Source organism: Geotalea daltonii FRC-32 (assembly GCF_000022265.1).
Lineage (GTDB): Bacteria > Desulfobacterota > Desulfuromonadia > Geobacterales > Geobacteraceae > Geotalea > Geotalea daltonii.
This window is the reverse complement of the sequence record NC_011979.1, coordinates 2,700,461-2,724,195: the sequence shown is the minus strand read 5'-3', so window position 1 is coordinate 2,724,195 and position 23,735 is coordinate 2,700,461. Positions and strand designations below refer to the sequence as shown.

Sequence of the window (23,735 nt, the reverse complement as noted above, 5' to 3'; positions counted from 1 at the left end):
TCGAGCCTCTGCCGGCCCGGCAGAAAGGTTACCTGTCGCACCTGCGGCGGTTAACGATCACACCGACGGAAAAGATGGCGATGAGGGTTATGGCGCCACCGACAACGCCTGCCGCCCCATCTCCTTTCTTCTCCGTGTCACCATTCCCCCCAATTCCATGCCCTGTGGCCGGATGGCTACCGATTGTGTATCCGGGAAAGAGAGCTGTCTTCTCCTGAATCCGGGCAAAGGCCCGGTGCATGTCCCCGTCCTTCCCCTGCAGTTCTTTTTGCCCGGCCACCTTGGCCATAGCCCATTCCAGCCCGTCGGGACGTTCCGACCCGTGGCGGAACAGGACCCCGCCGATGATGATGGTGGCGCCAAGAACGGGCATCAGCAACCGGCGTGAAAGCGGTAGGCCGAAGGATGTATGGAAACGATCGGAACGCATCAGGTCGGGGCGGGCCTGCAGAAGCCAGGAGAGGAGCGCGGCCGTCACCATGCCTTCGACGACGCCGATTGCCAGATGGACCGGGAGCATGAGGGCAATGAAGGGGAGGAATGGAAGCGCAGACACCTGGGATAGGGACGTTTCCACTACCACTGCCAGTGCCCCCAGCACGAGGCTGAACACTGCGGCTGCAACAGCCGCAAGTGCAATCCTGCTCCGTCCTGGAAAGCCGTAAGCGATGCTTTTATAGATGAAGGGATACGCCAGGTAAGATGGGATAAACCCCAGATTGAGAATATTACAGCCAAGGGACAAAAGGCCGCCGTCGGCAAAAACCAGGGCCTGCACCACCAGGATGGACGCAATGGCAAGAAACGCGCCGTGAGGGCCCAGAAGTGCCGCAAGGAGAACCCCACCTACCAAGTGCCCACTGGAACCGGTTCCGGGAATGGAAAAGTTTATCATCTGCACCGTGAACACAAAGGCTCCCAGTGCCCCCATGAGTGGTACGATTCGCTCGTCAGCATCTCTACCCAACCTGCGGGCCGCATGGGCTATGGCTCCTGCCGTTACCAGCCATGTTGTCCCACCCACTGCGGGTGAGACCAAAGCATCAGCCATATGCATATTCATTTACTCCCGGGAATACTGTTTTCGCTTTCGCCAAAAACAAAAAAAGGCCAAAGATATTCACTATCTTTGGCCTCCAGTTGTCTGGTCAGCAATTAGACTACTTAATCTATAGTTTTATTCTTTTATACAGCAACCATTCCTTCCGGTCAACAGAATTTTTTTAATGTTCAGGAGACCATCTGTCTAGTTGATCAATAGATAATTCAAATAAAATTAAGGAGTTATATGCACTTAAGGATATTGACTTGAGACAAATGGGGGATAGACTGGGCTTCAAAGGAGTAAAATAAACGAAAGGAGATGGCGCCATGAACTGGAAAAAAACTCTCATCGCACTTTTTATCATGATCCCTGCATTTGCCGTCTGTACACCAAACATCGCCACGGCGTCCACCGTGGCAGGAGATCAGAATCGTGATGTGTCGTTTTCCTTGGAAATCAAGCAGGTACCCGGCAACCTCGCCATCAAAGGGTTAGCCAGGAACAACCTCCACCACAAGATTTATCAGTTACAGCTCTTCGCGGTTGTTCTTGATGAAAACGGCAAACCGTCAGGAAATGAGGCGGTTTTCATCGGTCCCGCCAGCCTCGCCCTGGACCAGTCGCAACAATTCAACCTGACGCTTCCCGGCAATCTGTCCATGAACGCCAGAAACATCAGGCTGGAATATCGCTATCACCTCCCTGACTATGCTGAAAGATACTGGTCGTGGACCTATGGACGAATCATGATAACGCCGGAGGGAGATTCGAAAAGCTGAGAATGGGACCAGCCCCGCGTACCATTGATGCGCCTTTAGCTGCCTCGACCCTTCCCCGTTCAAGTGGAAGGGTCGAGCAGTTCATGGGCACTAACACCTTATTCGGAAAGGCTGTAAGAAAACCAGGACCATGAATTTCCAGACCATAATCTATTTCTAGGAGTCTGTCGGACTTAGGGATCGAAGCGAGAGAATGGAAAATCGAGGACGGATATTTGGAAATTTGAGAGCGAATAGTGGACCTATTTGTCGAAAATTTACGGAGATCCAGACCGATTTGCCATTTTCGCAGCCGATTCATTCTAAGTCCGACAGACCCTAGTTGCACCGAATACTGCTCCGATTGTTTTCGGGGAAGTCCTGAAGCCGCTGGTGCCGAGACTTTTTATGTCCAGGAACCCGGTTTCCCACAGAAGCCTTTCAACATCCCGCCCGGGGATGGCGCCGCCAATTCAAGCAGACCAGGCATCGAGGTTGTTTGGAGACTCTCCTGCCATTCCATCCTCCAGAATCATATCTGCAAGGTATAATCTGCCGCCAGGCTTGAGCACGCGATGGATTTCCCCTAGCCAGTCCCTCTTTTCGGGGGAGAGATTCAGCACACCGTTGGAGGTCACGACATCGAAGATTTTATCCGGAAACGGCAGCGACTCTGCAGCGCCCTCCTCCGCCCATGCATTGGCAATCTGCATCTTCTTGATGTTATCTGCCGCTCTTTCTACCATGGAAGAAGTCAGGTCCACCCCGTAAACTTTGCCGTCAGGACCGGCCAAACCGGCCGCACGAATAATATCGACTCCAGCCCCGCACCCCACATCAAGTACAGTCTCCCCTGGCCGGATCTTTCCTGCCAGTAAGGGATTACCCACACCGCAGAACGATTCCGCCACCGACGCCGGCAACGAATCAATGAACTCTTCCCCATAGCCCAACTTCAGCATCCCCTCACGGCCGGTGGGGTATTGAAACAGCGGCCTGGGGGATCGCGCTACCGCATCGTATCTTTGACGAACAGCGGTACGAATCTGGTCTAAATATGGCTCTTTCACTTGTCGTATCCTTTCATCGGTTGGCTGCATTGTGATGGTCAGATAAACCTTCCTTCGGCTGAACCCTCACCGGCAGCTACTACTGTTCCGCTTTCTGCCCATTGCATCCGCAGCCGTCTCCCTGGCCGTTTCCGCGTCCGCCACCACCTTTGCGGCAGCCGCCCCTCTCCCGCTGCACCGGGGTCGTTGCCAGACTCAAGGCAAAGGCGTCTGTCTTTGATGCGGCACCGCGGCGCACCTGCTTCCCGATATCGACTGCATCGTTGAGTGCCGCATCGTCGGCCCCCAACTCACGGGCACGAATGATATGATATTTCACCTCCGGGGGGTTGTTTGCGGCGATAGACGCGCCTACTGCGATAAGCTCACGAACTTTTTCTTCCAATGCCATTGGATAGTCTCCTTTCAGTAATGAAATGATTTATCAGCCCTTTTATTTCCACGAGTAAACCTCGTGCGTCTCGAACTGGTGAGACACCAGGTCAGAGGGCTTGACTTTGCCGCGAGGGATCACCTTATGCTCCTCCAGGTCTTGAATCCATGGCTCGATCTCGCTCTCCAGGATGTCATTTTTGGGTGAGTAATAATGGTTGCCGGTCACAGGCACCCCAATCGCCTCCGAAGTCCATTTGGCGGCCATTTCGGGATGGTCATTGATCCATGCCCCTCCCCGGCCCATGGCCCGGATGAAACCACGGACCACATCCGGGTGTTTCTCTATGAAATCGTCCCGAAAATAGGTAAAACTAACGCCTGCTGAGGGACCCAGGCCTGTTTCCAATGAATCCGAAATTTTGCGCGCTCCGGAAATTACCATTGGCTTGTAGAAGGGTGGATGTACACCGGCCACGTCCACCAACCCCTGTTTCAGTGCCTGGATCGCCTGAACGTCAGGCATCGTCACCCATTCGAATTTATCCCTCGGAATCCCGTTTTTATCGGCGATCCTGTTGGCCAGGAAGTCCGAACAGATGTTGTTGGTGATGGTGGAGAATTTGAGTTTGCCCGGCAACTTCTTCAAATCCGCAAAGGATTTGACATCGGGATATTTCTCAGGGTTTACGTACCAGAACATGTGGCGCAGTTCCGGATTAAGGTCTGGAGCAGGGTCTATGCCGCTGCGCACCACACCGGTGATCTTCGCCCCTCCGGCTTTGGCCACCGCCAGGGCGTTGGGGTGGTCGCCGGCCACGTCGTTATCCCCCTTCAATACAGAAGGGAGGACCAGAGCGGGCTGTGTTTCACCGGTGTAGACAATCCTGATCCCCTCCTGTGCAAAGAAACCGAGTTTTTCGGTCACCAGCCAGGGTGCAAGTGAGCAGTCTTTCCTGGTGATGGCTTTGATCGGGAACAGCCCATCGCCGACGGTTGCCCCTTTAGTCTCTTTCTTGCATGCCCCCAGCAAGCTCGCAACTGACGACAGGGCAATGGCAATTGCTACAATCCTGATGGCTTTGTTCATGAATCCCGGCATGTTTAATCCTCCTTCTTTGCTCCGCAAGCCCAATGGGCTCCTCAAACAGGCTGTTGAAAAACTATTGCGGGGCCGGTCTGCTGTGTTGCCGCTCACTCGGAAACTCAACGTACATCACAGTACGTTTCGCTCCCTCCTTCACTTGAGCCTTGCATCCCGACCTCCTCATCACGTTTTTCAACAACCTGTTAAATGTCATGCTCAAGCTGCGCAGAGGGTAAACTGCTTTACCACGCCCCCAGCACCAGTCCAGCAAGAGAGAATACGACCACGTACAGCCCCGCATCGATGGCGAATAGACGCCAGGAGCGTCCGGCGAAAAAGTAAATAGCTCCCAAAGCGGTAACGATCCAGACAAGGCTGATCATCAACGCAGTCAGCAAACCTGACCTCCATCCTTGACCGGCGACAACCAGGCTCACATTGGTGAAGGCGATGAAGTGCAATATACCCGAAACGCCTAAAACAAAGGGCTTGTTGATCTTTCGTTCGGTCCCTTCCGGATTGACTTCCCTTTCCCAGGTGTTCCCGAACAGAAAAGGTAAATGCCATATGGCCGCGACGACAAGCGACAGCGCCGTCACGACAATGACGGGCAGCCAATGAACAGCAAATACCATCGTTTGAATGACCATCAATATATCGTTCATGAAATGCTCTCCACCCCATACCGAAAAGATCGCACCGGACCTAAGTCATCGGCAAAATTGACTTGCCCGGTTCATGGCAACCCAGATCAATCGGTTGGGTCTGCTTTATTCCCAAACAAGTTTTTGATCAGGGGACTGCTGGAAAACCTCTTCAATGCCTTTTCAACCTGCATATCTGCCTCATAGACGGTCAGCCACCCGATCTGTATCTTCCCCCCGGCTTCAACTCCCAAAGACCTTACAACCAGGAGTGAGCAATCGGAGATGATATCCAGAAATTCATCCATGGACAGGCCGGTTGGCTCCCCGCCAGGGCCGGGCAAAGCAGAGGCCCCGGCTGCCTTGCGTGTTTCCACGAACCGGGGGCCCTCCACAGCTACATCATAAATGCTGAAGGAAGAGACCTCCTGTAGTGACTGGTCGATTGCTATTCCGTCCGTCGAGGCGACGGCAACCCGTACCCAGCTCATGATCGGCTCTCCATAGGTTTTTTCCATGATTTGATGCCGGGCACCTTAGAACGGCCTGGCGAATTTGCTGAACAGGTCTTCCAGGAGGATATTTCCTCCCCCGAACCCGGCATAGGTGCGCTTGAGGATAACCCGGTCAAAGGCGGGAAAAGAAATCGTGTGATGGCCGGCCATGTACTTGCTGGCAGCGTACTTTTCCATGGAGCTGGCGAAAAGGAGCATGAAAGTGTATTTCGTCAGTCTCTTGTGAATCAGGTAGGTATCGTTCTCGAAGTAGACGTCGGGAACGATTATGCCTTCGAGTCCATTGGTGAGCCTGTCGGTGATGAGGTCACGCACTTCTGCAGGGGGATTGTCGGTCACGACCACCACACTGGGAAGCAGGCCGCATTCATTGGTCAGGTACCTGACCAACCCGATGGCCATATTCGATTCCGCGACGACCGCGAAGTGAACGTTGCAAAACCCGGTATATAGAGCCGTGGCAATCAGATTGAAGTCGTCGTAGGCAATCTCTGTCTGCTTCCTGATCCATTTATCCAGGCGCTCCTGTTCCACATCCAGATGTTCGGCCACCGTACGCAGAAAGCGGGTCATTTCCTTGGGGCCCATGGGCAACCCAGGATAGACGATATAGGGGGTGCCGTATTTCTCCTTGAGTTTTTCCGCGGCTTTCAAACCCTGCCAGGGACTGAGGACAATGTTCAACTGGGCGGCCGGAATATTCTTCAGCCCTTCAACACCGTATCTGCCGCCGAAGATCTGGTTGGTCTCCAGACCGATGGCATCCAGGTTGGTCTTGAAAAGATCCAGGTCTCCCTTCCAGAATATGTGCTGGCAGGGCTGGATACCGAGGATGTTTACCAAGCCTTTCCGGACCGGTCGCTCTTCCAGATACTGGTCGATAACCGCATCCAGGAACAGGTCGTAGCCATCGTAGGAGGTCCCGTTGAATCCCGATGATTTGACGTTAATGATGGGAGGGTATTCCGGTTTCCTGAATTCGGAGACGACCCCTTCAACATCGTCACCGATAAGCGCCGGGATACAACCCGACACCGTGACGAACAGGTCCCCGTTCATAAGTTCCATGGTCGAAGCGATCTGGTCGCGCAGCCTTTCCTCACCGCCGAAGACCACATGCTTTTCCAGCAGGGTCGAACAGGGGGTAGTCAATGCACCGCCGTCGCCGATCTGCCCGCCGCCGCTGGCGCCGATAAAGCCGAAGAAATTGGACCAGCCGCATCCTCCTCCCGAATGGAGGATCGGCATCACCCCTGACACGGCGGTAGCTGCCACAAACGCGCCGCCCAAGGCGCACGTATGGCGAGGTGTCTCCTGCAAGGGACGGTCCTTGGGATCAAGAGCGGCAATGCGCTCGTCTTCATCGGTAAATTTCAGTACATTTGTCGCAGTCATGTAATTTGCATCTCCTTTATATTCTTTTAATGCTTGTGGCCGTGAGCATGATCCTGACCGTGGTCGTGACCATGGCTGTGGGTGTGGCCGTGGTCGTGATGACGGTGATCATCATGTTCGTGACCGTGATCCGGATCATCCGGTATTGTTAGAGGGTTGGACTTGAAGATCTCGTCCCTTCCCTTCACATAATGCAGCGGATCGGCTTTGTACCACCAATCCTTGTAGGGGGAGTCATCGAAGTCGGCAAGCAGCTTGGTCAGTGCAGTGTTCTGGAAACTCCGCAGGACCATATCCCCGTATCCGACGGCGCCGGCATAACCGGCTTGAACCTGTGAAGGATGATTGTGGCCCCTGAGCCAATGGATGGTTCCAATGGTGTGGGCGGTCTTGATTACACCCCCCTTGAAGGGGGCCTGGAGGGAAAGGTCCGGCTTGAGCCTGGCAAAGAGATTAGCGTAGTCAGCAGCCTGGAAAGTTGAGACGAGAACGATGAAATCACCCACTTCCTTGACCAGGGAATCAAAGGAATCGGCGATGAGGGAATCGTAATCAATGGCGCAAGCAGCTGCGACTTCCAAACCCAGCTCTTCCAGGAATACGGCATGCCCGATGACGCGGCCCTGGCCGACCGCACCGATGGCGGTCAGCTTCTCCCCCTCCTTCTTGGTCCCTTTTGCCACCATCCGCCTGCGGATGTCCTCCAACCCCTGCCGGATTTTGTCCACCTTCGGGATGTAGGTGGCGTGCTCCTCCTTGATGAGCTCCTCCACCTCCTTTTCCTTGCCCGTATAGCTGGCGATCCTGCGGAGCCACTCGTCGGTCTTTTTGATGCCGAAGGGGATTACGTCGTTGAAATAGGGAACGCCGAAGTGCTCATCCAGCCCCCGCATCAGATAGTCGGCGAATGTCGGGCAGATCGGCGCGGTCACCGCTGCAGCCCCCATCCGCTCCAGATCTTCCACCGAGGCGAATTCGGGTATGAAATTGACCCTGAGCCCCAGCTTGGTGAGGAGCCGGTTTATTTCGATCTTGTCCATCCAGGTGTAGGAGAACATGTTGGTAACGTTCACCAGATCCTTCTCTCTCGGCAGGTCCTTTCGCACCAGATACTTGAGAACCCCGTGCCAGAAGGCATCGTAGCCGGTCTGCGTTACACGGGAACGGAATCCTTCGGTGTGACAGGGGACGATCTTTGCCTTAACGTGCGGCTGGGCCTCATTGACAGCCCCTTCCAGGTCGTCGCCGATGATACCGGAGGCACAGGAGGTGACGACAAAAATGGCCCGGGGCGAATAGCGCCGGTCAGCTTCCTTGAGGGCGGCGACCAGCTTCTCGCCGCCGCCGAAAACCACATCGCTGTCAGTCAGATTGGTGCTGACCGCATGGAAAAAACCCAGATCGGCAGGTCGCCCCTGCTCGATGGGAATATGCTGAAAGAGTTCGTGACTGCTGTGCTGGCCTGCTGCACACCCTATGGGTGAGTGAAACAGGAGCACGGAATCGCGAATGCTGATGAGCCGTTGGGCATTAAGAGCCAGAAGGCAGTTCCCAGACTGTTCAAAACAGCGGTCCGGCTGAACGAGGCTCTTTTCACGAGTCCCCTTGACCAGATCGCTCATGGTACCGTAATAGGCGTTTATGGCGACCGACAACCGTTGTTCACGGGTCGGGCAAGTGTTTTCCTTAAGGTTTATGGGTGTATCATCCGTTATGGGCAGCTCACTCAAATTATCATGCATTTATAATATCCCCCCAAGGAAGACGGGCCAGTGGAGTCCCAATGGCCCGTCTTCTCATCTGTTTTTGTCTTAAGATTTAAAAAGTCCCCGCTTGCTCTGTTCATCCTTCTTGATCTTTTGCAGGATCTCGGCAGGAAGCGAGATCTTGCGGAACTTTGAAAACTTATCTCGATAGAGAGGAGGGGTGGGAGGGAAATCCGTTGCCTCGAATTTCACCACAGGTACCGGCTTCACGAATGGATTCTCGATCCTTTGCGGCTGGAACAGCTGTTTCCATGTCTCCTTGCCGGCATAGGCATCCAGGTTGCCGAACTTCTCATAGGAGATCTTTTTGTCAGGAGTGTCGGGAATAGTATAGGTCTGCACGTCCTGCTCCACGTCCCATACCTGATCAGGTCCTCCGCCGTGCAAAATCGCCCGTCGCTCGGCGCCGCTCTCGGTCAGCCCGCCCTTGAACCCTTCCGACCAAGGGTAGATGAGTTTATTAAAGTATAAGACCTGCCCGGAAAGACCTTTTTCCGAAACCTTCTTAAAGTTACCCTTGCGGTCCCATTGTTCTTGACGAATGATATGACCGGTTTTTTTCTCATGCCAGCTGATCCACTGACTGAGATAGTACCCATTCTTTACAGGTTTGCTTAAAACCACATAGGTCTCTATGCCGCCATCGGCGCGATATGGCCCCGCAATGGGTCCGTAAGGCTTTTTGCTGTTAACGGCCTGATAGAGAATGTCCACACCGATGATTTTCGAGTCGTATTTCCAGAAATCCCGAAGGAATACGTCATCATAGGTAGCGACCGAACCGGGGATATAGTCCGAGCCGCTGGCGCCGGAGATCCTGCGAACACGCCGTAGCGACGGCAGATATGCCCAACGGTCTTCAAGCTTGGAAACACCGGGGCCATCCTTGTAGAATTTTGAAAGCGAGACGGTGCCTGCGGACTCGGGCGGATTGGCCACGACAACGAGGTAGGCGCCGGTCTCCTGCCCAGGCTTGAACTTGTAGAGTTGTTCGGCAAAGGTCTTGTAGTGCCTGATCGTATTGCAGATCGTGTCTGATTTGCTGATAACTCCGTTCCGGTCTTTGGTCCGGGAAATGTGGTATCCACTATGGGCCTGCAGGCCGCACATAACGGTACCCCCGCCCCCGGCTTCCCCAAGAGCGCTAAGTTCCTCCCCACTGTATGGGGCCTTGAACGGATATCTCTCCTCCGGCAATTTGGGATACTCCTTGTCCCTGGGGATCTCGTGGGACCAGCGCCCGTCGATCTGCCAGTAATCCTTTTCTGCCTGCGACAGTTCCTCCACATATTTCCAGGACCGCCCTTCCTTCTTCGGGTTCCAGTTCCACTCTTTCCAGGGTGAAGTAGATTTTGCCGGCGTCCATGCTACCTTACCCCAATCAACATTTTCCTTGGCGATACCGAACCGGGCCACGACCGATAGGTCTGTGGCTGCAATAGCAGCCAAGGTGGCAAGCGCGACCACGCCCTTCATTTTCTGATTCTTCATTTCTTTCTCCTTTCGCTACGGTTTATGAATTTCCGCATGATTTCAGCAGATAAAGCTTAAAGTTGTTTTTTGAAGATATCGCGGGTGGTTGCCCCAACCCACGGTTTCCCGTCCGGCGGAATATCAATGGCATACAGGGTCTTTCTGGTTAGGGAATCGGCGCCCTGTGTCCACTTGCCTTCATGCAGGGAAAGCAGTTCTCCGCCACGCCCGACGATATATGCATCCTTTCCATTGGAAACGGCCACATTGAGGAAGGTTCGTTCGACCGGGCTTTCGGCTTTCGACCAGGACTTGCCGTCATAATGAAGAATGGTGCCCTTCTCTCCAACCGCCCAGGCGTCATTCGAGTTCCGGAATGCTATCCCGTACAGCGTCCGGTCAGTGGAAGATGAAATCTCCTTCCATCCTTTGCCGTCGTAATGGAGGATCACCCCCTGATTGCCCACGGCCCATCCATCGTTGGGGTTGTTGAATACGACTCGGTTCAGGGCCACTTTTTTTGGTGACTCAACCTTTTTCCATTCCTTGCCGTCATAGTGAACAATGGAACCTCTCTCTCCGACAGCCCATCCGTCTGCCGGCGATGGGAAAGCAACCGACATGAGGTGCCACTTGTCCGGCTTTTGAACCTCCTTCCAACCATCGCTATTTCCTTCCAGAATCGTCCCATCGGCCCCGACTGCCCATCTGCGGTCAGATTCAGGGAAGGCAATGGCAAAGAGGGGGACAGCCACCGGGGATTCGACTTGCTCCCATTTCGTGCCGTCGAACCGAAGTATAAGCCCTCTCTCTCCAACCGCCCACCCATCCTTCTCTCCTGTCTGCTTCAGATCGAAGACCACATGGTTAAAGGGCAGTTGATAAGTTTTCCACGTCGACGCACTGACCTTCTCTCCCCCTTTTCCTGAGCAGGCGAAAAGCATGGAGACGACTGTCAGCATCACCAGAGAAATCCCCATTCTGTGGATAAGGGCACCGGGTTTCCTCAACTGATGGGTCTTCATTTCAACATCTGCGATCTTCATGTCGCATCTCCTTCTTTTGTTGGTCCGATTTCCATTTGTGCACTGGGTTGCTTTCTTTTAGAACTCGTACTTGACGTCCAGCGTCACGTTCTTCCATTTTCTATATGCACCCCAGGGGATATCGTCGTCTTTGCCGACGAAATCGTTATAGGCCAGCGTTGCCTTGAGGTAATCATTGAATTTCCATCCTGCCGAGACGTTGTAGCTGAGGCCGTCATAGCCTGATCCCCCCGAAATGTACCCGGTAGTGCTCAGTTTCAGCCTGTCGTTCGTCTTGCGCACGGAATGGCTCAGGTTTACGACATGGAGGAGGTCGTTGAGTTTGGCGCCGGTGCGACTATCCCATCCCAGCTGACGGGTCCAGATCGGCTGATAAAGGATGTCGATCTTGTTTTCGTCCGAGCCCACGGAGGTCTCGAAGGCGACGGCAAGTTTGAGCTGGTCTTTCTTTACGATCCCGCCAGGTGCCGAAGGATCCGAAGTACTGAATGCCTTACCATGGGAATAGAGTGCTTCCGAACGGATGATCAGCCGCTGTCCGAAGATACTGGTTCCGTAGTCGAGCGCGTAGCCATAGCGGTTGAGGCGGGTGTGATGGAGAGTGTTATCTGATGTGTTGAAAACCGCGTCACGATCAAATCCGTTGTAATAAATTCCACTCAATGACAAGGCGCCGATGGTCGTATCCACTCGCACCCCGCCTTCGCTATCCGCGAGCCGGTCAAAACCGGAAGGATTTCTCTCGGGAGGTCGCTGGGCGCTGGAAACGGGCGATTGAGCGAAAGGAAACCACCACGGCGAACCTCCCGCAGGCCCCACATTGGGTTGGAAATCAGGGTTCCACAGAAAGGTGGTAGTTATGTTCTCGGTTGGTCGCAACGATACGTTTGCCATCCATTGGCCGATGGCCCGCCACTCGTAATCACCGATATGGAAATCTACAACGTCACGGCCGTCGGCAGCATTGACGAAATCGATGACCTTACCATCCATCTTGCCCCAGTTGACGATCTGCTTGCCAAGGGTGAAGTTGACGTTTCCATAGTTACCGCGGACATAGGCCTCGCGAACGATCCGTTTGAACTGGGAATAGTATTTCTGGTTGGAGGAACCATCCGTGTAGAGGCCGTCGCTGTCCTGAAAGTCGTAGGCGCCGTCATACTGGAAATTGTTAACGTTGACGAATTCGATGTTCTCATTTGCCTGGTATTTGAGTTCGAGCTGGGTGCGGAACTCTTGCTTCTGCAGCCTCCAGTCCTTGTTTCTTCCCCCAAGGCCCGTATTGTGATCGGTGGAGGTAGTGTTGATCTGCGTTATGCTGTTGATGAAACCCTTTACGCGTAGCCCCGGGACTGACTCCTCAAGGGGAGCTGAAACGTGCTTACCGATGGGGTTGAAATCGCCGATCGCGGAGGTAAGAGCCCAGAGTGGCTTGTACACGATCACATTGAACGGGTCGAATGGCTCCTGCAGGGTCTCCACCGCCCCAGTATCCGCGGCGTTGCCCGGTTCCGAAGCGGTGGCAGCGACGGTGTCATTTTCACCGGCGGCATTTTCTGGCGCTGCTGTTTCAGAAGTGGAAGCGGTAGTGGCAATGGCACCACTTTCACCAGCGGCATTTTCCGGCGCAGTTGTTTCGGCAGTGGAGGTGGTGTTAGCGGTGGCTTCCTGCCCGGACGCATTATCGTCCGCGGACCAGGCGTTGATGCTGCTCGACACCAGCACCAGCAATGCCAGCAAGGGGACCAGCTTCTTCAGTTTGAAATTCATACCGTACTCTCCTTCTTTTAGATTGCATGCAGAAGGGGTTATTCCCCTCTTTGAAACAAGAATTTAGGTTTGATGACCGATAGTAAAACCGGGAAAAACAGTAGCGCGATGATCGTGTTGGCCATTACCACCACGCTCAGCATGGAACCGAGGATCGCCTGGAAACGCATCTCGGACAGACAAAGGGTTAGCAGGCCGCCGGTCATGGTCAGACCGGTAAAGAGCACGGCACGCCCCGAAGTGCCGAGCGCCTTGATGTATCCCGTGACAAAATCACCGGATTCAGAGATTTCTTCCTTAAGCCTGGCCAGAATGTAGAGGGAGAAATCGATTCCCAGCCCGAAACCGAGGGTTACAACCGGCAAGGTATAGATGAAGAAGCCAATGCCTCCATAACCCATGAAGGCCATGGTGATCGCCTTGCCGATAAGCAGGGGTACAAAGATGATGAGAGCGGCAAGCCATGACTTGAAGGCAAGAACGGTAAGAATCAGACACGCCACAACGACGATGACGACGCTAAGGAACTCGTTTTTCTCAATCTCCTCGTTGATTGCCGAATAGATGCCCGCTGTTCCGCCAGGGAGTTCGAAGCGTATGTCGCTCGCCTGATTTTTCTTCAGGAAGTCACAGGTGCCGGAAATGACGTTTTTCAGTGTTTCCGGCTTGCGGTCCTTGAGAAAAACCGCGATGGTGCCTGACTTGTAGTCCTTGGTGAACATGTCCTTGCTTTCGTCGTACCCCTCGCTTCCCCCGATCATTCCAATCAGTTCCCCCGCCGAAGCAGTATCGTTCGGAAGGATCTCCCAGCGCGGATCATTCTCATGCATTGCTGCATTTACTTTTTTCAGGGCGTCCACATAGGATATGGAGTAACCCACCTCAGGCATCTCACCCAGGTGTCGCTGAAGGGCGTTGATGTCACTGATCACCTTTGCATCGTAAAGAGCGCCGGTGCGGTCACCCTCTATGTTTATCCAATAGAGGTTCCCGCCGGTCATCTGCTCAACGACCTTCTCTGCCTTGTTGTAGGGGGCATTCGGCCAGAAATCGGGCGAACCGGACTGTAGTTCGCCGACCCGTACCTTGAAAGCACCCACAAGTGCAATTACCAGCACTACACCGGTAAGAGCGAGGATCGGCACTTTGCCCTTACCAAGGGAAAATTTAGCCAAACGTTCGAAGATCGGCCCGAACCAGCTCTCTTCACGATTGACTGAAGATTGTTTCATGGGGGGGAGTAGTGCAAGGGATACCGGTATCAAGACAAAGCAGCCGACGCAGATAGCCACGATGCCTGCAGTCCCCACCAGCGCCATGGACTGGATACTTCGGAAAGGCATCAGTATCAGGACGAACAGACCCACTGCATCGGCAAAAATAGAGGTGGTCATAGGTTTCAAGAGGCCGATCATCGACTCTACTGCCGCTTCCTCCCGATTGCGGCCGTTGGCATACTCATAGTAGTACCGCGAGAGAATTTGGACTGAATGACCGTGGGCCAGTGCAACCAGCAAGAAGGGTATGGTCACCCCAAGGACATCTATCCTGTGCCCGAGGAGGGACATGAAACCGAGTCCCCAGACAACGCCGATCAGACCTGAAGAGAGAGGGAGAAGGACGCCACGGATGGTCCGGAAGTCCAGATAGAGGGTTACCACCATCACCAGAACGGCAATGGCGAAGACGACCAGAATTCCCCTGAATGCCGAGTCAATATAACCGAGCATGATCGGCCGCCCGGCCAGGAAAAATTCTGTGTTTGCATCCTTTTCTTCGTTTACTATCTTCTGTAACGTCTCGAATATGTACCGGTAATCCTCTTCATACCTGAAACCGGCCAGAATGAGCGTCCTCTTTCGGTCGGGGGACACAATGGTACCGGAGATCATGTCATTGTTCAGCACCTCTTCCCTGAACGCAGTAGCCTCCTTGCTGTCTCCGTCGTTGATCTTCCGGACAAGGTCCTGATACTTTTCGAAGTGGAGGGTGGAATATCCAAGTTCGTCATAGGCGAAGTTAACCCGCGAGAACTTGCGGGATGCGACCGAGATAATCTTCGAGGTAACCACTCCCTGCATTTCACGCAGTTTCTGGTCGATCCTGTAAACCTTGGCCAGATTCACCGGATCGAGAACATCCCCCTGCTTTACCTGGATGGCAATCTCCACAAGATGCTCGCCGCCGTACTTCTCCACCATCCTCTCAGTCAACTTTACATAAGGATGGTTGGGAGGAACGATATCACCACCGCCGAAAGCAATCTTGATATCCTTAAGATGCCAGGCAAAGAATATGGTCAAGGCCACAATAACCAGAAGGACCTGTACCCTGTACCTGATGATTTTCTCTGCAATTTTCCGTATCAAAGTTTCCCCTCCTTCACCGGCGACCTGTCCGGCGATCCGGTGCCGCCTAAAAAAAAGGCCGGTAGCCCTTATCAGGCATAACCGGCCTCCAGATCTCTGGTTAGCACATCTTCTACAGCAGTTGTTTCTTTCTCGCTTCTACCACCAAGCAGAGACAATCCCGATACTTATTACAACGGTCCGCAGAACTGTGCGCCCACGTCTTCAATAAAGTTCAGCCCCCCCCGGTAACCGGCGTAGCTCCGGTCGAGAACTATCCGGTCGAACGTTGGAAACGATACGCTTAAAAACCCGGCATCTCCCTTTGGCAGATGCTTTTCAAGCGAGCTACCCAGCAGAAGCTGCAGGGTGTGCTTTTGCAGGATGAGCTTGATCTTGTGACTATCTGTCTCAAAAATGACCTTGGGTTTGATACTGCTGGCCAGCCCCTCAGTCAATAATCGAGTAATATTCTCCCTCGAATCTTCAGGCGGATTATCGCTGACAATCACCAACTCCGGAAGCAAACCGATTTCATTGGTGCCGTAGCGGGTCAGCCCGATGGCCGTGCCGCTGTCGGCAATCACACCGAAATAGGCATTGGGAAGGCCGACTACCAGAAGATCGCCGAAATATTCAGCGGTATTGTAGGCATCCCATTCCTCTGGTTTCACGACCGCCTCAATCGTCTTCTTCGGGATATGAAGCAGCTCACCTATCTGCCTGAGGAAGCTGGTAGTGTCCTGGGGTCCTACCGGCACAAAAGGAATCACCTCATATGGGGTTTCAAACTTTTCCTTCAATTTTTCAACGACCTTGAGCCCGAGCCATGGTGAAAAGACAAGGTTCAATTCAGCAGCCGGGATCTTTTTCAGGGCCGCAAGACCGTCCTTTTCCGTAAAAATGATGTTGGCCTCTACGCCGATTTTTCCAAGCAGCGCCTTTAAAACCCTCAGATGACCCTTCCACTGAATATGCTGGCTGGGCACTATGCCGAAAATATTGACAAGTTTCTTCTGCTTCGGGAGCGGCGCCAGCAACTGGTCCACTACCGCCTCGAAGAAATGTTCATAGCCCAGATAGGAATTGCCCAGAAAACCGGCAGTTTGCACATGAATTATATTCGTTTGCCCTTTGAATTCTTTCACCACTGCCGCGACATCGTCACCAATGAGGGAAGGAACACAGCCGGAAATTACGGCGAACAGGTCAGCCTTGACAACCTTGAGGGTCGATGCAATCAGGTCGCGCAGTTTCTCCTCTCCACCGAATACCACATGCTCTTCCACCAGGCAGGAGCAGGGAGTGCTTGTGTTGCCATGGCGGCCTGCGGCATTCATGCCGCCGGCATAGTTCTGGCCGAACTGCTGGCCAAGGCCGCATCCGGCACCCGAATGAAGAATGGGAGCCGCATGGGTGACTGCAAGTGCGGTTACATAAGCTCCGCCAAGGGCACAGGAATACCGCGGCGCTTCGGCAATATCGGGATAAAGTTCGACAACTTTTGCTTGACTCATTGCTATGCCCCCTCCTCTTTCAGGTAGACCGGGTTTGGCCGCTTAAACCACCAGTCGGTATAAGTTTCTTCCGTATTGGCCTTCATGGTCTGCTGAAATGACTTGTTCTTTGTGGACTGAAGCAGGAAATTTCCCGCAGCCACCGCCCCCTTGTAACCGGCCTGGGTGCTCCATTCACGGGCGTCACCACGCAGAGCGTGTATCCTGGTCATCCCCTTGTCCCTTTTATAGGCGCTCCCCTGGAACGGGCAACTCAGCACGATGTCCGGTGCCCGATTCTTGGCAATGTGGGCGACCTCTGCCGCCTGGAAAGTATTGATCAGCACATCGAAATCACCTGTTTCCTCGATCATCTTATCCATTTCATCCAGGACCAGATTATCGAAGTCCTGCACTATGGCAGCGGTTGCCTTGACGCCAAGCTCGTTGAAAAATGGTGTTTGCGTCAGAAGCCGCCCTTGTCCCAAGGAGCCGAGCACATCAAGTTTGTCACCTTCGGGGGCCAGGCTCTTGAACTCACCCTGAATATTTTCCAGCTGTGGAACCCAGGTGGCGTGTTCTTCAGCGATAAGCGCCTCAACCTCTTTTTCCTTGCCGGTATATTTGGCGATTGTCCGCAGCCATTCGTCGGTGTGCGCGATACCGATCGGCGAAGGATAAAGGAAGAACGGGACTCCGTATTCCTGCTCAAGGCCGCGCGACAGGTAATCCGTATAGGAAGGACACATGGGCGCCGTTACCGCCGCCTCGGAGAGCTGTTCAAACTGCTCGACAGTGGCGAATTCCGGGATGAAGTTGACGCGAAGCCCCACCTTGCCCAGCAACCGGGTGATCTCCATTCTGTCCTGCCAGGTGTAAGACAACATGCTGGCGATATTGACCAGATCAGGCTGCTTTTTCTTCGGTGGCTTCACCAGGTACTTGAGAACCGCATGCCAGAATACGTCATATCCGGTCTGAACCAGGCGCGATTTTGTTCCTTCGCAATGGACAGGAACGATGGTTGCTGAGATCTCCGGTTGAATGTCGGCCACTACACCGTCAATGTCCTCGCCGATAATGCCTGAGGTGCATGAAGACATGATGAAGATGGCCTTCGGATTGTAGCGATTCTGGGCCTCATGAATGGCGGCCTTCAGCTTGTCGGCGGCACCGTACACCACATCACGTTCGTTCAGGTTGGTGGTGAGCCAATGGAACTCGAAATCTTCCGGCATTCCCCCGAGCCCTTTCCGAATCCCCTTGAACAGCTCCCGGTATCCCAGTGCGGAAGACGAACAGCCAACCGGGGCGTGGACGATCATGACGGCGTCGCGGATCGTCATGACGCGTACAGTCAGGTAGAAGTTGAGGATACAGCCGGAAGTCTGCTGAAACGCCCGCTCTTGATGCTTCAGTTTTCCGGCACGGGCGTCAGCCACCAGCTCCGTGGCCTTGCCGTAAAAAATGTTGACGCCGTTTGCCCTCTGTTCCCTGTTGGGGCAGCTATTTGTACTGAGGTCAATTTTTTCGCTCATGTATTTATTTCCTTTTCTAAAATGCTTTTTTCCTCCGACTCCCAAGGGAACGGCCTACTACCCTTTTGAACCAAACCAGCCTGTCTCACCGATACCGCTTTCCCATGACCTACTCTTCGAAAAGCGGTGTGGAAAGGTAGCGTTCGCCCGTATCGGGGAGGACCACCACGATCTTTTTGCCGGCATTCTCCGGCCGGGCAGCAATCTGCAAAGCGGCGAAGGCTGCAGCACCACCGGAAATTCCCACCAGAAGCCCCTCTTCCCGGGCAAGTCGTCTTCCGGTCAGGAATGCCTCTTCGTTGCGGACCTTGTAGACCTCGTTGACGACTGACTGATTGAGCACCTCCGGGATAAAACCGGCGCCGATACCTTGGATTTTGTGGGGACCGGGGGTTCCTCCGGACAATACCGGCGAATCGAATGGTTCTACTGCGATCACCTGCAAGCCGGGTTTGCGCTCCTTCAGGACTTCGCCGACACCGGTGACGGTGCCGCCGGTACCGACGCCTCCAACAAGGATGTCGATCTTGCCGTCGGTATCAGCCCATATTTCTTCGGCTGTGGTGGCTCTGTGAATGGCGGGATTCGCCGGATTCTTGAACTGCTGTGGGACGAATGAATTGGGAGTAGTGGCTGCCAACTCATCTGCCGCCTCGATGGCTCCTTTCATTCCCTTGGCGCCTGGTGTCAATACGAGTTCCGCACCGTAGGCCCTGAGCAGGTTCCGCCTTTCAATGCTCATGGTGTCGGGCATGGTCAGGATCAGCCGATAACCGCGGGCGGCGGCGACAAAGGCCAGGGCTATGCCGGTATTGCCGCTGGTTGGCTCGATAATGACCGAGTCTTTTTTCAACAGCCCTTTTTCTTCGGCGGCCTTGATCATGGAGAAGCCGATGCGGTCTTTGACGCTGCCGCCGGGGTTGAAGGATTCAAGCTTTGCGATAATATCGGCGCCGAGCCCTTTGCCCAGCCGGTGCAGATGAAGTAGCGGTGTTCCGCCGATAAGGTCAGTTAAATTGTTGTAAATGCGTCCCATCTGAAATTCCTCCTGATATGTGAGATGTTATAAATTTAAATATTCGCTGCTTTGCTGCGGACTTCTCCGGTCTCCATGGCAAGCAGGGTATCGGCCCATTTGAAGGCCCACTCATGGAGTTCCTTGTCGTTCAGGGGTGTCGGAACCTTTGATTCGGTGTGATCGTAGATCTTCTGGGCCAGGCCCCGGTAAACCTTTGCCTGCTCGGACTCGGGGAAGGCTTCGATGGTGGTTTTGCCCTGCAGCTCGCTCTGGGTGACCGTGACCGATCGGGGCACGTACTCGATCACCTGGGTTTTTGTCTGGGTGACGAAATCGTCTATGATCTCTTTGGCATAGCCGGTGTTGACGGAGTTGGCGATAACGCCGCCAAGGAGGGCGCCGCCGTTATTGGAATATTTCTGGATCCCCTTGAAAAGGTTGTTGGCGGCATAGATGGCCATGAAGTCGGATGAAGAAACGGTAAAGACATGATCGGCAATCCCTTCCCTGATCGGTACCGCAAACCCGCCGCATACGACGTCCCCCAGAACGTCATAGACCACCACGTCCAGGTCCAGTTCGTCGAAGACTCTGAGCTGCTTGAGAAGTTCCACCGAAGTGATGATGCCGCGGCCGGCACAGCCTACTCCAGGGGCTGGACCGCCTGCTTCTACGCAATAGATTCCATTGAAGCCATCGAAGATGATTTCGTTGGATTTGACCGACTTCTTGTCCCTGAGCGTATCAAGGATGGTCGGTATGTAGCCCCCTCCCCTCAAGGTTGTGGTGGAATCGCTCTTGGGGTCGCAGCCGATCTGCATCACCTTGAGACCCAGTGTCGACAGGGCTGCCGTGATGTTTGAGGTGGTCGTCGATTTGCCGATTCCTCCTTTACCGTAGATTGCAATGGTTTTTACTTTTTTCTGGGACATTGTTTCTGCTCCTTTTCTCTTTCCATGAATTATTGTGCCTTGCTCAACCGAAACTTCTCTGTCTTGTCTATCTGTGCCAACCTGCCGTTCTGCACCACCAGGGTGATGGACCCATAGCGCACCCCTTTTACCATTTCGGCCAGCGTGTCCAGTGCCCCCTCTGGCAGGGAATCCGAACATTTTCTAATGATTACAGGAACTTGCGTCATATTGCACCTCTACAACCAGTTGAAGAAATGTTTTCTCAGACGACGGCCAATTGGCTTATGGAACAGCCGCTGTCGGCGCCCTGACTGTCCTGCCCTATGAGCCCGATGGCATCTGCGCGGCATTGCCGACAATGGCGGAACTGGCCGATGATTTTTTCGTTGGCGGTGCATACCAGTTCAAGCTCCTCGGGTGAAGGTGGAACAATGTGGGCAAAGTCCGCCTGGGGTATAAGGGGCATGACATTCATGACGAATGCCCCTGATTTTTTGATCCTTTCTGCTATGAGTCCGATCTGCTGCTCATTCACGCCTGGAATCAGGACACTGTTCACCTTCACGGTCAGGCCCAGTTCAACCGCCCTTTCTACACCGGCAAACTGTCTGGAGATGATCAGCTCGCCTCCTTCTCTGCCGCTATATCGTTTGCCCTGGTACAGGACATGCTTGTAAATCCGTCCGGCGATCACCGGATCTATGGCATTGATCGTTACCGTAAGGCTGCCAAGGCCGAGTTCGGCAAGACTATCCAATGACTCCGGGAGAAGCAGCCCATTGGTGCTCAGACATTTGATCAGCTGAGGAAACTCTTCCCCGACCAGCCGAAAGGTCTCGAATGTCTCTTCGTTGGCCAGGGGGTCCCCTGGGCCTGCTATACCGACCACCTTGATAATATCGCTCAAGTCGTTTTTCATGACGGCACGTACGGTCTCAAGAGCTTCCTGCGGCGTCTGGATCCGGCTGGTAACGCCAGGGCGGGACTCATTGACGCAGTCATGCCTGCGGGTGCAATAACCACACTGTATGTTGCAGCGAGGTGCCACAGCCAGATGAATCCGGCCATTTTTGTGTCTGTTGCCGCCGAAACAGGGATGACCCTGAATGTTGTTCCTGCCCGAGCATGTACTCGCCATGGGTATCCCCCTCCGTTGCTGAAAAAAAAGAGGCCAAGGAAAATATCCTTGGCCTCCGGTTTGTCCAGTGAGCCTTTGAAATTGATTAAACTTATTAGTCTATCTTTTAGATAGATTAATAACGGAAAAAGATTTTATTGTCAAGCTTTTTTATGCTGCCCAATTCCACCACAGGATCTGATGCAATGAGCTGTCACCTGTCATATGCTTGAACCGTCCCTTACTACCCCTGTCTCCAGTTCTGAAATTATTTCTCCCCACTTCCTTGCCCAATTTGCAAGTTCTTCTCCGTTGAGATAAACCGGCCGGGGAACCACGGCAGAATCTTCGATCTGGCGTGCCAATTTGCGGTAGGCATAGGCATTATGTGACCAGGGAGCGGCCTCGATCAAAGTCTGGTTATAAAAATCACTCACCGATACCATTACGGAATGGGGGACACTGGCCATAACGACAGTGCCGGTCCTGGAGACAAAATCGGAAATGATCGATTCATAGAGAGGTCCCTTCAGATTATTGATCACTACCCCACTAAAACGGCAATTGCTTGATGCCACAGTATTCAACCAACTGAAGAGTTCATTAACGACATTGATTGACGTCATGTCCCCCGATGTGACCACCAGAAGCCTTGGCACACCTTCAGAAGCAGGCGGCAACAAGAAGGAAGCCCCCGGTTCCCATGCCACATCATGAACTATAAAATTGGGACGATGCCGTACTAATAGCGGGTGGTACAGGAGTTCCGCACTACGGGAAGTTTCCCCCTCAATGGTAAGCTCCCCTGCTTCTATGCAGAGGGCTCCCTTGAAACCGACAGCATAATGGGGAACCACGTCTCCGTTCTGCCATTCAGGAACCGGCAGCAGAGGCGAGGTGCCACGCAGGGTGGCGGTTGCGCTCCAACGGGGATCATAACCGATCAAGACGACCCGATGCCCGGCCTCCGCCAAAGCTGCAGCCAGATTAGCAGAAGTGGTGGATTTACCTACCCCCCCCTTGCCTACAACAATAATATGTTCTGCCATGGCAGCCTCCATGATGCCAGCTGATTGCCGATACCATCCCCTGGCGGCTTCAGGTCAGCCGGATTTTTTCGTTCTTGTCGATTTGAATTACCTTGCCGTCCTGAATCACAAGAGTCACGGTCCCGAATTTAATTGACTGCAGCGCATTACGAATTTTACGCTCCAACTCCACGTTCCATTGTTCCTGCGTCCCGTTGACTCCACCATCACCCATGTTGGTTGCCTCCTCTACCGCGCTCGATCGATCACCTGGACGTCAATTTCATTTCGTAGGTATGTAAATCTGGTCAAAGACCCCACCATCAGCAAAATGTGTCAATTGCGCTTTCCGCCACCCACCAAAGACATCGTCTATGGTAAAAAGCTTCACTTTGGGGAAAGCCTTGGCGTATTTTGCTGCAACTTTTTTATCCCGTGGACGGTAATAGTTATTGGCAGCGATCTCTTGGCCTTCCCTGGAGTACAGGTATTTCAGATATTCTTCTGCAACCTTGCGCGTACCCTTCTTATCAACCACCTTGTCAACAATGCTCACCGACGGTTCGGCAAGAATGCTTAGTGATGGAACGACTATTTCAAACTTGTCCTTACCCAGCTCATTGACAGCAAGAAAAGCTTCATTTTCCCATGCCAGAAGAACATCGCCGATACCCCGTTGCACAAAAGTGGTTGTTGATCCCCTGGCACCCGAATCCAGAACCGGTACATTCCTGAAGAGTGTACCGACAAACTCCTTTGCCTTTACATCAGTGCCACCCTTTTGTTTAAGCGCATAGGCCCAGGCAGCAAGATAATTCCAGCGGGCACCGCCTGAAGTTTTCGGATTGGGAGTGATTATGGAGACGCCAGGCTTGACCAGATCATTCCAGTCTTTGATCTTTTTCGGGTTGCCCTTGCGCACCAGGAAAACGATGGTGGATGTATACGGGGCACTGTTGTTGGGCAGGCGCTTCTGCCAGTTTTCAGGAATCAGCTTTGCCTTGTCGTGGATCTGATCGATGTCGTAAGCCAAAGCCAATGTGACCACGTCCGCCTCAAGACCATCGATGACAGCACGTGCCTGCTTGCCGGAGCCGCCATGGGATTGCTTGAATGTCACATCCTGGCCTGTTTTGCCTTTCCAATATCTGGAAAAAGCAGCGTTGTACTCTTGATACAGTTCCCTGGTGGGATCATAGGATACGTTCAAGAGGTTTACCTCCGCCAGTGCACCACCAGGCAAAGCAAGGGCCAATCCCGCAAAAATTGCAGCCATCTTGATTCTGATCATTTTTTCATCTCCTTTTTGTTTTAGTCTATAGAATAAATAGACTA

At 53.5% G+C, this 23,735-nt stretch carries 22 protein-coding genes; 1 reads left to right on the top strand and 21 read right to left on the bottom strand.

Going from position 1 to position 23,735, the window contains the following annotated elements; all coding sequences use genetic code 11:
• Positions 1-28 precede the first annotated feature (28 nt).
• On the bottom strand, positions 29-1,057 hold the full coding sequence (locus GEOB_RS12285; RefSeq protein ID WP_012647556.1) for an energy-coupling factor ABC transporter permease: 1,029 nt from the start codon (positions 1,055-1,057) through the stop codon (positions 29-31).
• A gap of 314 nt (positions 1,058-1,371) precedes the next feature.
• Between GEOB_RS12285 and GEOB_RS12280 the strand changes: the two genes are divergently transcribed.
• A complete protein-coding gene (locus tag GEOB_RS12280) occupies positions 1,372-1,824 on the top strand; it encodes a hypothetical protein (protein WP_012647555.1) in 453 nt (150 codons plus the stop codon).
• 452 nt (positions 1,825-2,276) lie between these two features.
• Here the strand turns inward: GEOB_RS12280 and GEOB_RS12275 are convergent, their stop codons facing one another.
• The 20 genes from GEOB_RS12275 to GEOB_RS12185 form a co-directional block, all read right to left on the bottom strand.
• On the bottom strand, positions 2,277-2,873 hold the full coding sequence (locus GEOB_RS12275) for a methyltransferase domain-containing protein (protein WP_012647554.1): 597 nt from the start codon (positions 2,871-2,873) through the stop codon (positions 2,277-2,279).
• A 79-nt stretch (positions 2,874-2,952) separates the two neighbouring features.
• Positions 2,953-3,264, bottom strand: coding sequence for a carboxymuconolactone decarboxylase family protein (locus GEOB_RS19360; RefSeq protein WP_012647553.1), 312 nt, complete (start codon positions 3,262-3,264; stop codon positions 2,953-2,955).
• Positions 3,265-3,306: 42 nt separating this feature from the next.
• Entirely contained in the window at positions 3,307-4,347 is a 1,041-nt protein-coding gene (locus GEOB_RS12265) for an ABC transporter substrate-binding protein (RefSeq protein WP_012647552.1), read from the bottom strand.
• A 227-nt stretch (positions 4,348-4,574) separates the two neighbouring features.
• Positions 4,575-4,997, bottom strand: a complete 423-nt coding sequence (locus GEOB_RS12260; protein ID WP_012647551.1) for a DUF1761 domain-containing protein — start codon at positions 4,995-4,997, stop codon at positions 4,575-4,577.
• A gap of 86 nt (positions 4,998-5,083) precedes the next feature.
• Entirely contained in the window at positions 5,084-5,467 is a 384-nt protein-coding gene (locus GEOB_RS12255; RefSeq protein WP_012647550.1) for a NifB/NifX family molybdenum-iron cluster-binding protein, read from the bottom strand.
• Between the two features lie 45 nt (positions 5,468-5,512).
• Entirely contained in the window at positions 5,513-6,886 is a 1,374-nt protein-coding gene (locus tag GEOB_RS12250; protein WP_012647549.1) for a nitrogenase component 1, read from the bottom strand.
• Between the two features lie 26 nt (positions 6,887-6,912).
• Positions 6,913-8,628, bottom strand: a complete 1,716-nt coding sequence (locus GEOB_RS12245) for a nitrogenase component 1 (RefSeq protein ID WP_012647548.1) — start codon at positions 8,626-8,628, stop codon at positions 6,913-6,915.
• A gap of 69 nt (positions 8,629-8,697) precedes the next feature.
• Complete coding sequence (locus GEOB_RS12240; RefSeq protein ID WP_012647547.1) at positions 8,698-10,143, bottom strand: outer membrane lipoprotein-sorting protein; 1,446 nt, start codon at positions 10,141-10,143, stop codon at positions 8,698-8,700.
• Positions 10,144-10,199: 56 nt separating this feature from the next.
• Complete coding sequence (locus tag GEOB_RS12235) at positions 10,200-11,171, bottom strand: sialidase family protein (protein WP_012647546.1); 972 nt, start codon at positions 11,169-11,171, stop codon at positions 10,200-10,202.
• 57 nt (positions 11,172-11,228) lie between these two features.
• Positions 11,229-12,941 carry a DUF1302 domain-containing protein gene (locus tag GEOB_RS12230; RefSeq protein ID WP_012647545.1) on the bottom strand — a complete coding sequence of 571 codons (1,713 nt, stop codon included), beginning with the start codon at positions 12,939-12,941 and terminating at the stop codon, positions 11,229-11,231.
• Between the two features lie 38 nt (positions 12,942-12,979).
• Positions 12,980-15,310, bottom strand: coding sequence for an efflux RND transporter permease subunit (locus GEOB_RS12225; protein ID WP_012647544.1), 2,331 nt, complete (start codon positions 15,308-15,310; stop codon positions 12,980-12,982).
• Positions 15,311-15,480: 170 nt separating this feature from the next.
• Positions 15,481-16,806: a nitrogenase component 1 gene (locus tag GEOB_RS12220; protein ID WP_012647543.1), complete on the bottom strand. Its 1,326-nt coding sequence runs from the start codon at positions 16,804-16,806 to the stop codon at positions 15,481-15,483.
• A 2-nt stretch (positions 16,807-16,808) separates the two neighbouring features.
• Complete coding sequence (locus GEOB_RS12215) at positions 16,809-18,323, bottom strand: nitrogenase component 1 (protein WP_012647542.1); 1,515 nt, start codon at positions 18,321-18,323, stop codon at positions 16,809-16,811.
• A gap of 109 nt (positions 18,324-18,432) precedes the next feature.
• The gene (gene cysK, locus GEOB_RS12210) at positions 18,433-19,359 is read right to left on the bottom strand and encodes a cysteine synthase A (RefSeq protein ID WP_012647541.1); all 927 of its coding nucleotides are present in this window, start codon (positions 19,357-19,359) and stop codon (positions 18,433-18,435) included.
• Between the two features lie 35 nt (positions 19,360-19,394).
• Positions 19,395-20,273, bottom strand: a complete 879-nt coding sequence (nifH, locus tag GEOB_RS12205; protein WP_012647540.1) for a nitrogenase iron protein — start codon at positions 20,271-20,273, stop codon at positions 19,395-19,397.
• Between the two features lie 29 nt (positions 20,274-20,302).
• Positions 20,303-20,482, bottom strand: a complete 180-nt coding sequence (locus tag GEOB_RS12200) for a YezD family protein (RefSeq protein WP_012647539.1) — start codon at positions 20,480-20,482, stop codon at positions 20,303-20,305.
• A gap of 35 nt (positions 20,483-20,517) precedes the next feature.
• A complete protein-coding gene (locus tag GEOB_RS12195) occupies positions 20,518-21,393 on the bottom strand; it encodes a radical SAM protein (protein WP_012647538.1) in 876 nt (291 codons plus the stop codon).
• Between the two features lie 200 nt (positions 21,394-21,593).
• On the bottom strand, positions 21,594-22,421 hold the full coding sequence (locus tag GEOB_RS12190; protein ID WP_012647537.1) for a nucleotide-binding protein: 828 nt from the start codon (positions 22,419-22,421) through the stop codon (positions 21,594-21,596).
• Between the two features lie 49 nt (positions 22,422-22,470).
• Positions 22,471-22,635, bottom strand: coding sequence for a YezD family protein (locus tag GEOB_RS19800; protein ID WP_012647536.1), 165 nt, complete (start codon positions 22,633-22,635; stop codon positions 22,471-22,473).
• Between the two features lie 48 nt (positions 22,636-22,683).
• Positions 22,684-23,691 (bottom strand): sulfate ABC transporter substrate-binding protein, encoded by a 1,008-nt coding sequence (locus GEOB_RS12185; RefSeq protein ID WP_012647535.1) that lies wholly within the window; start codon positions 23,689-23,691, stop codon positions 22,684-22,686.
• Between the last annotated feature and the right edge of the window lie 44 nt (positions 23,692-23,735).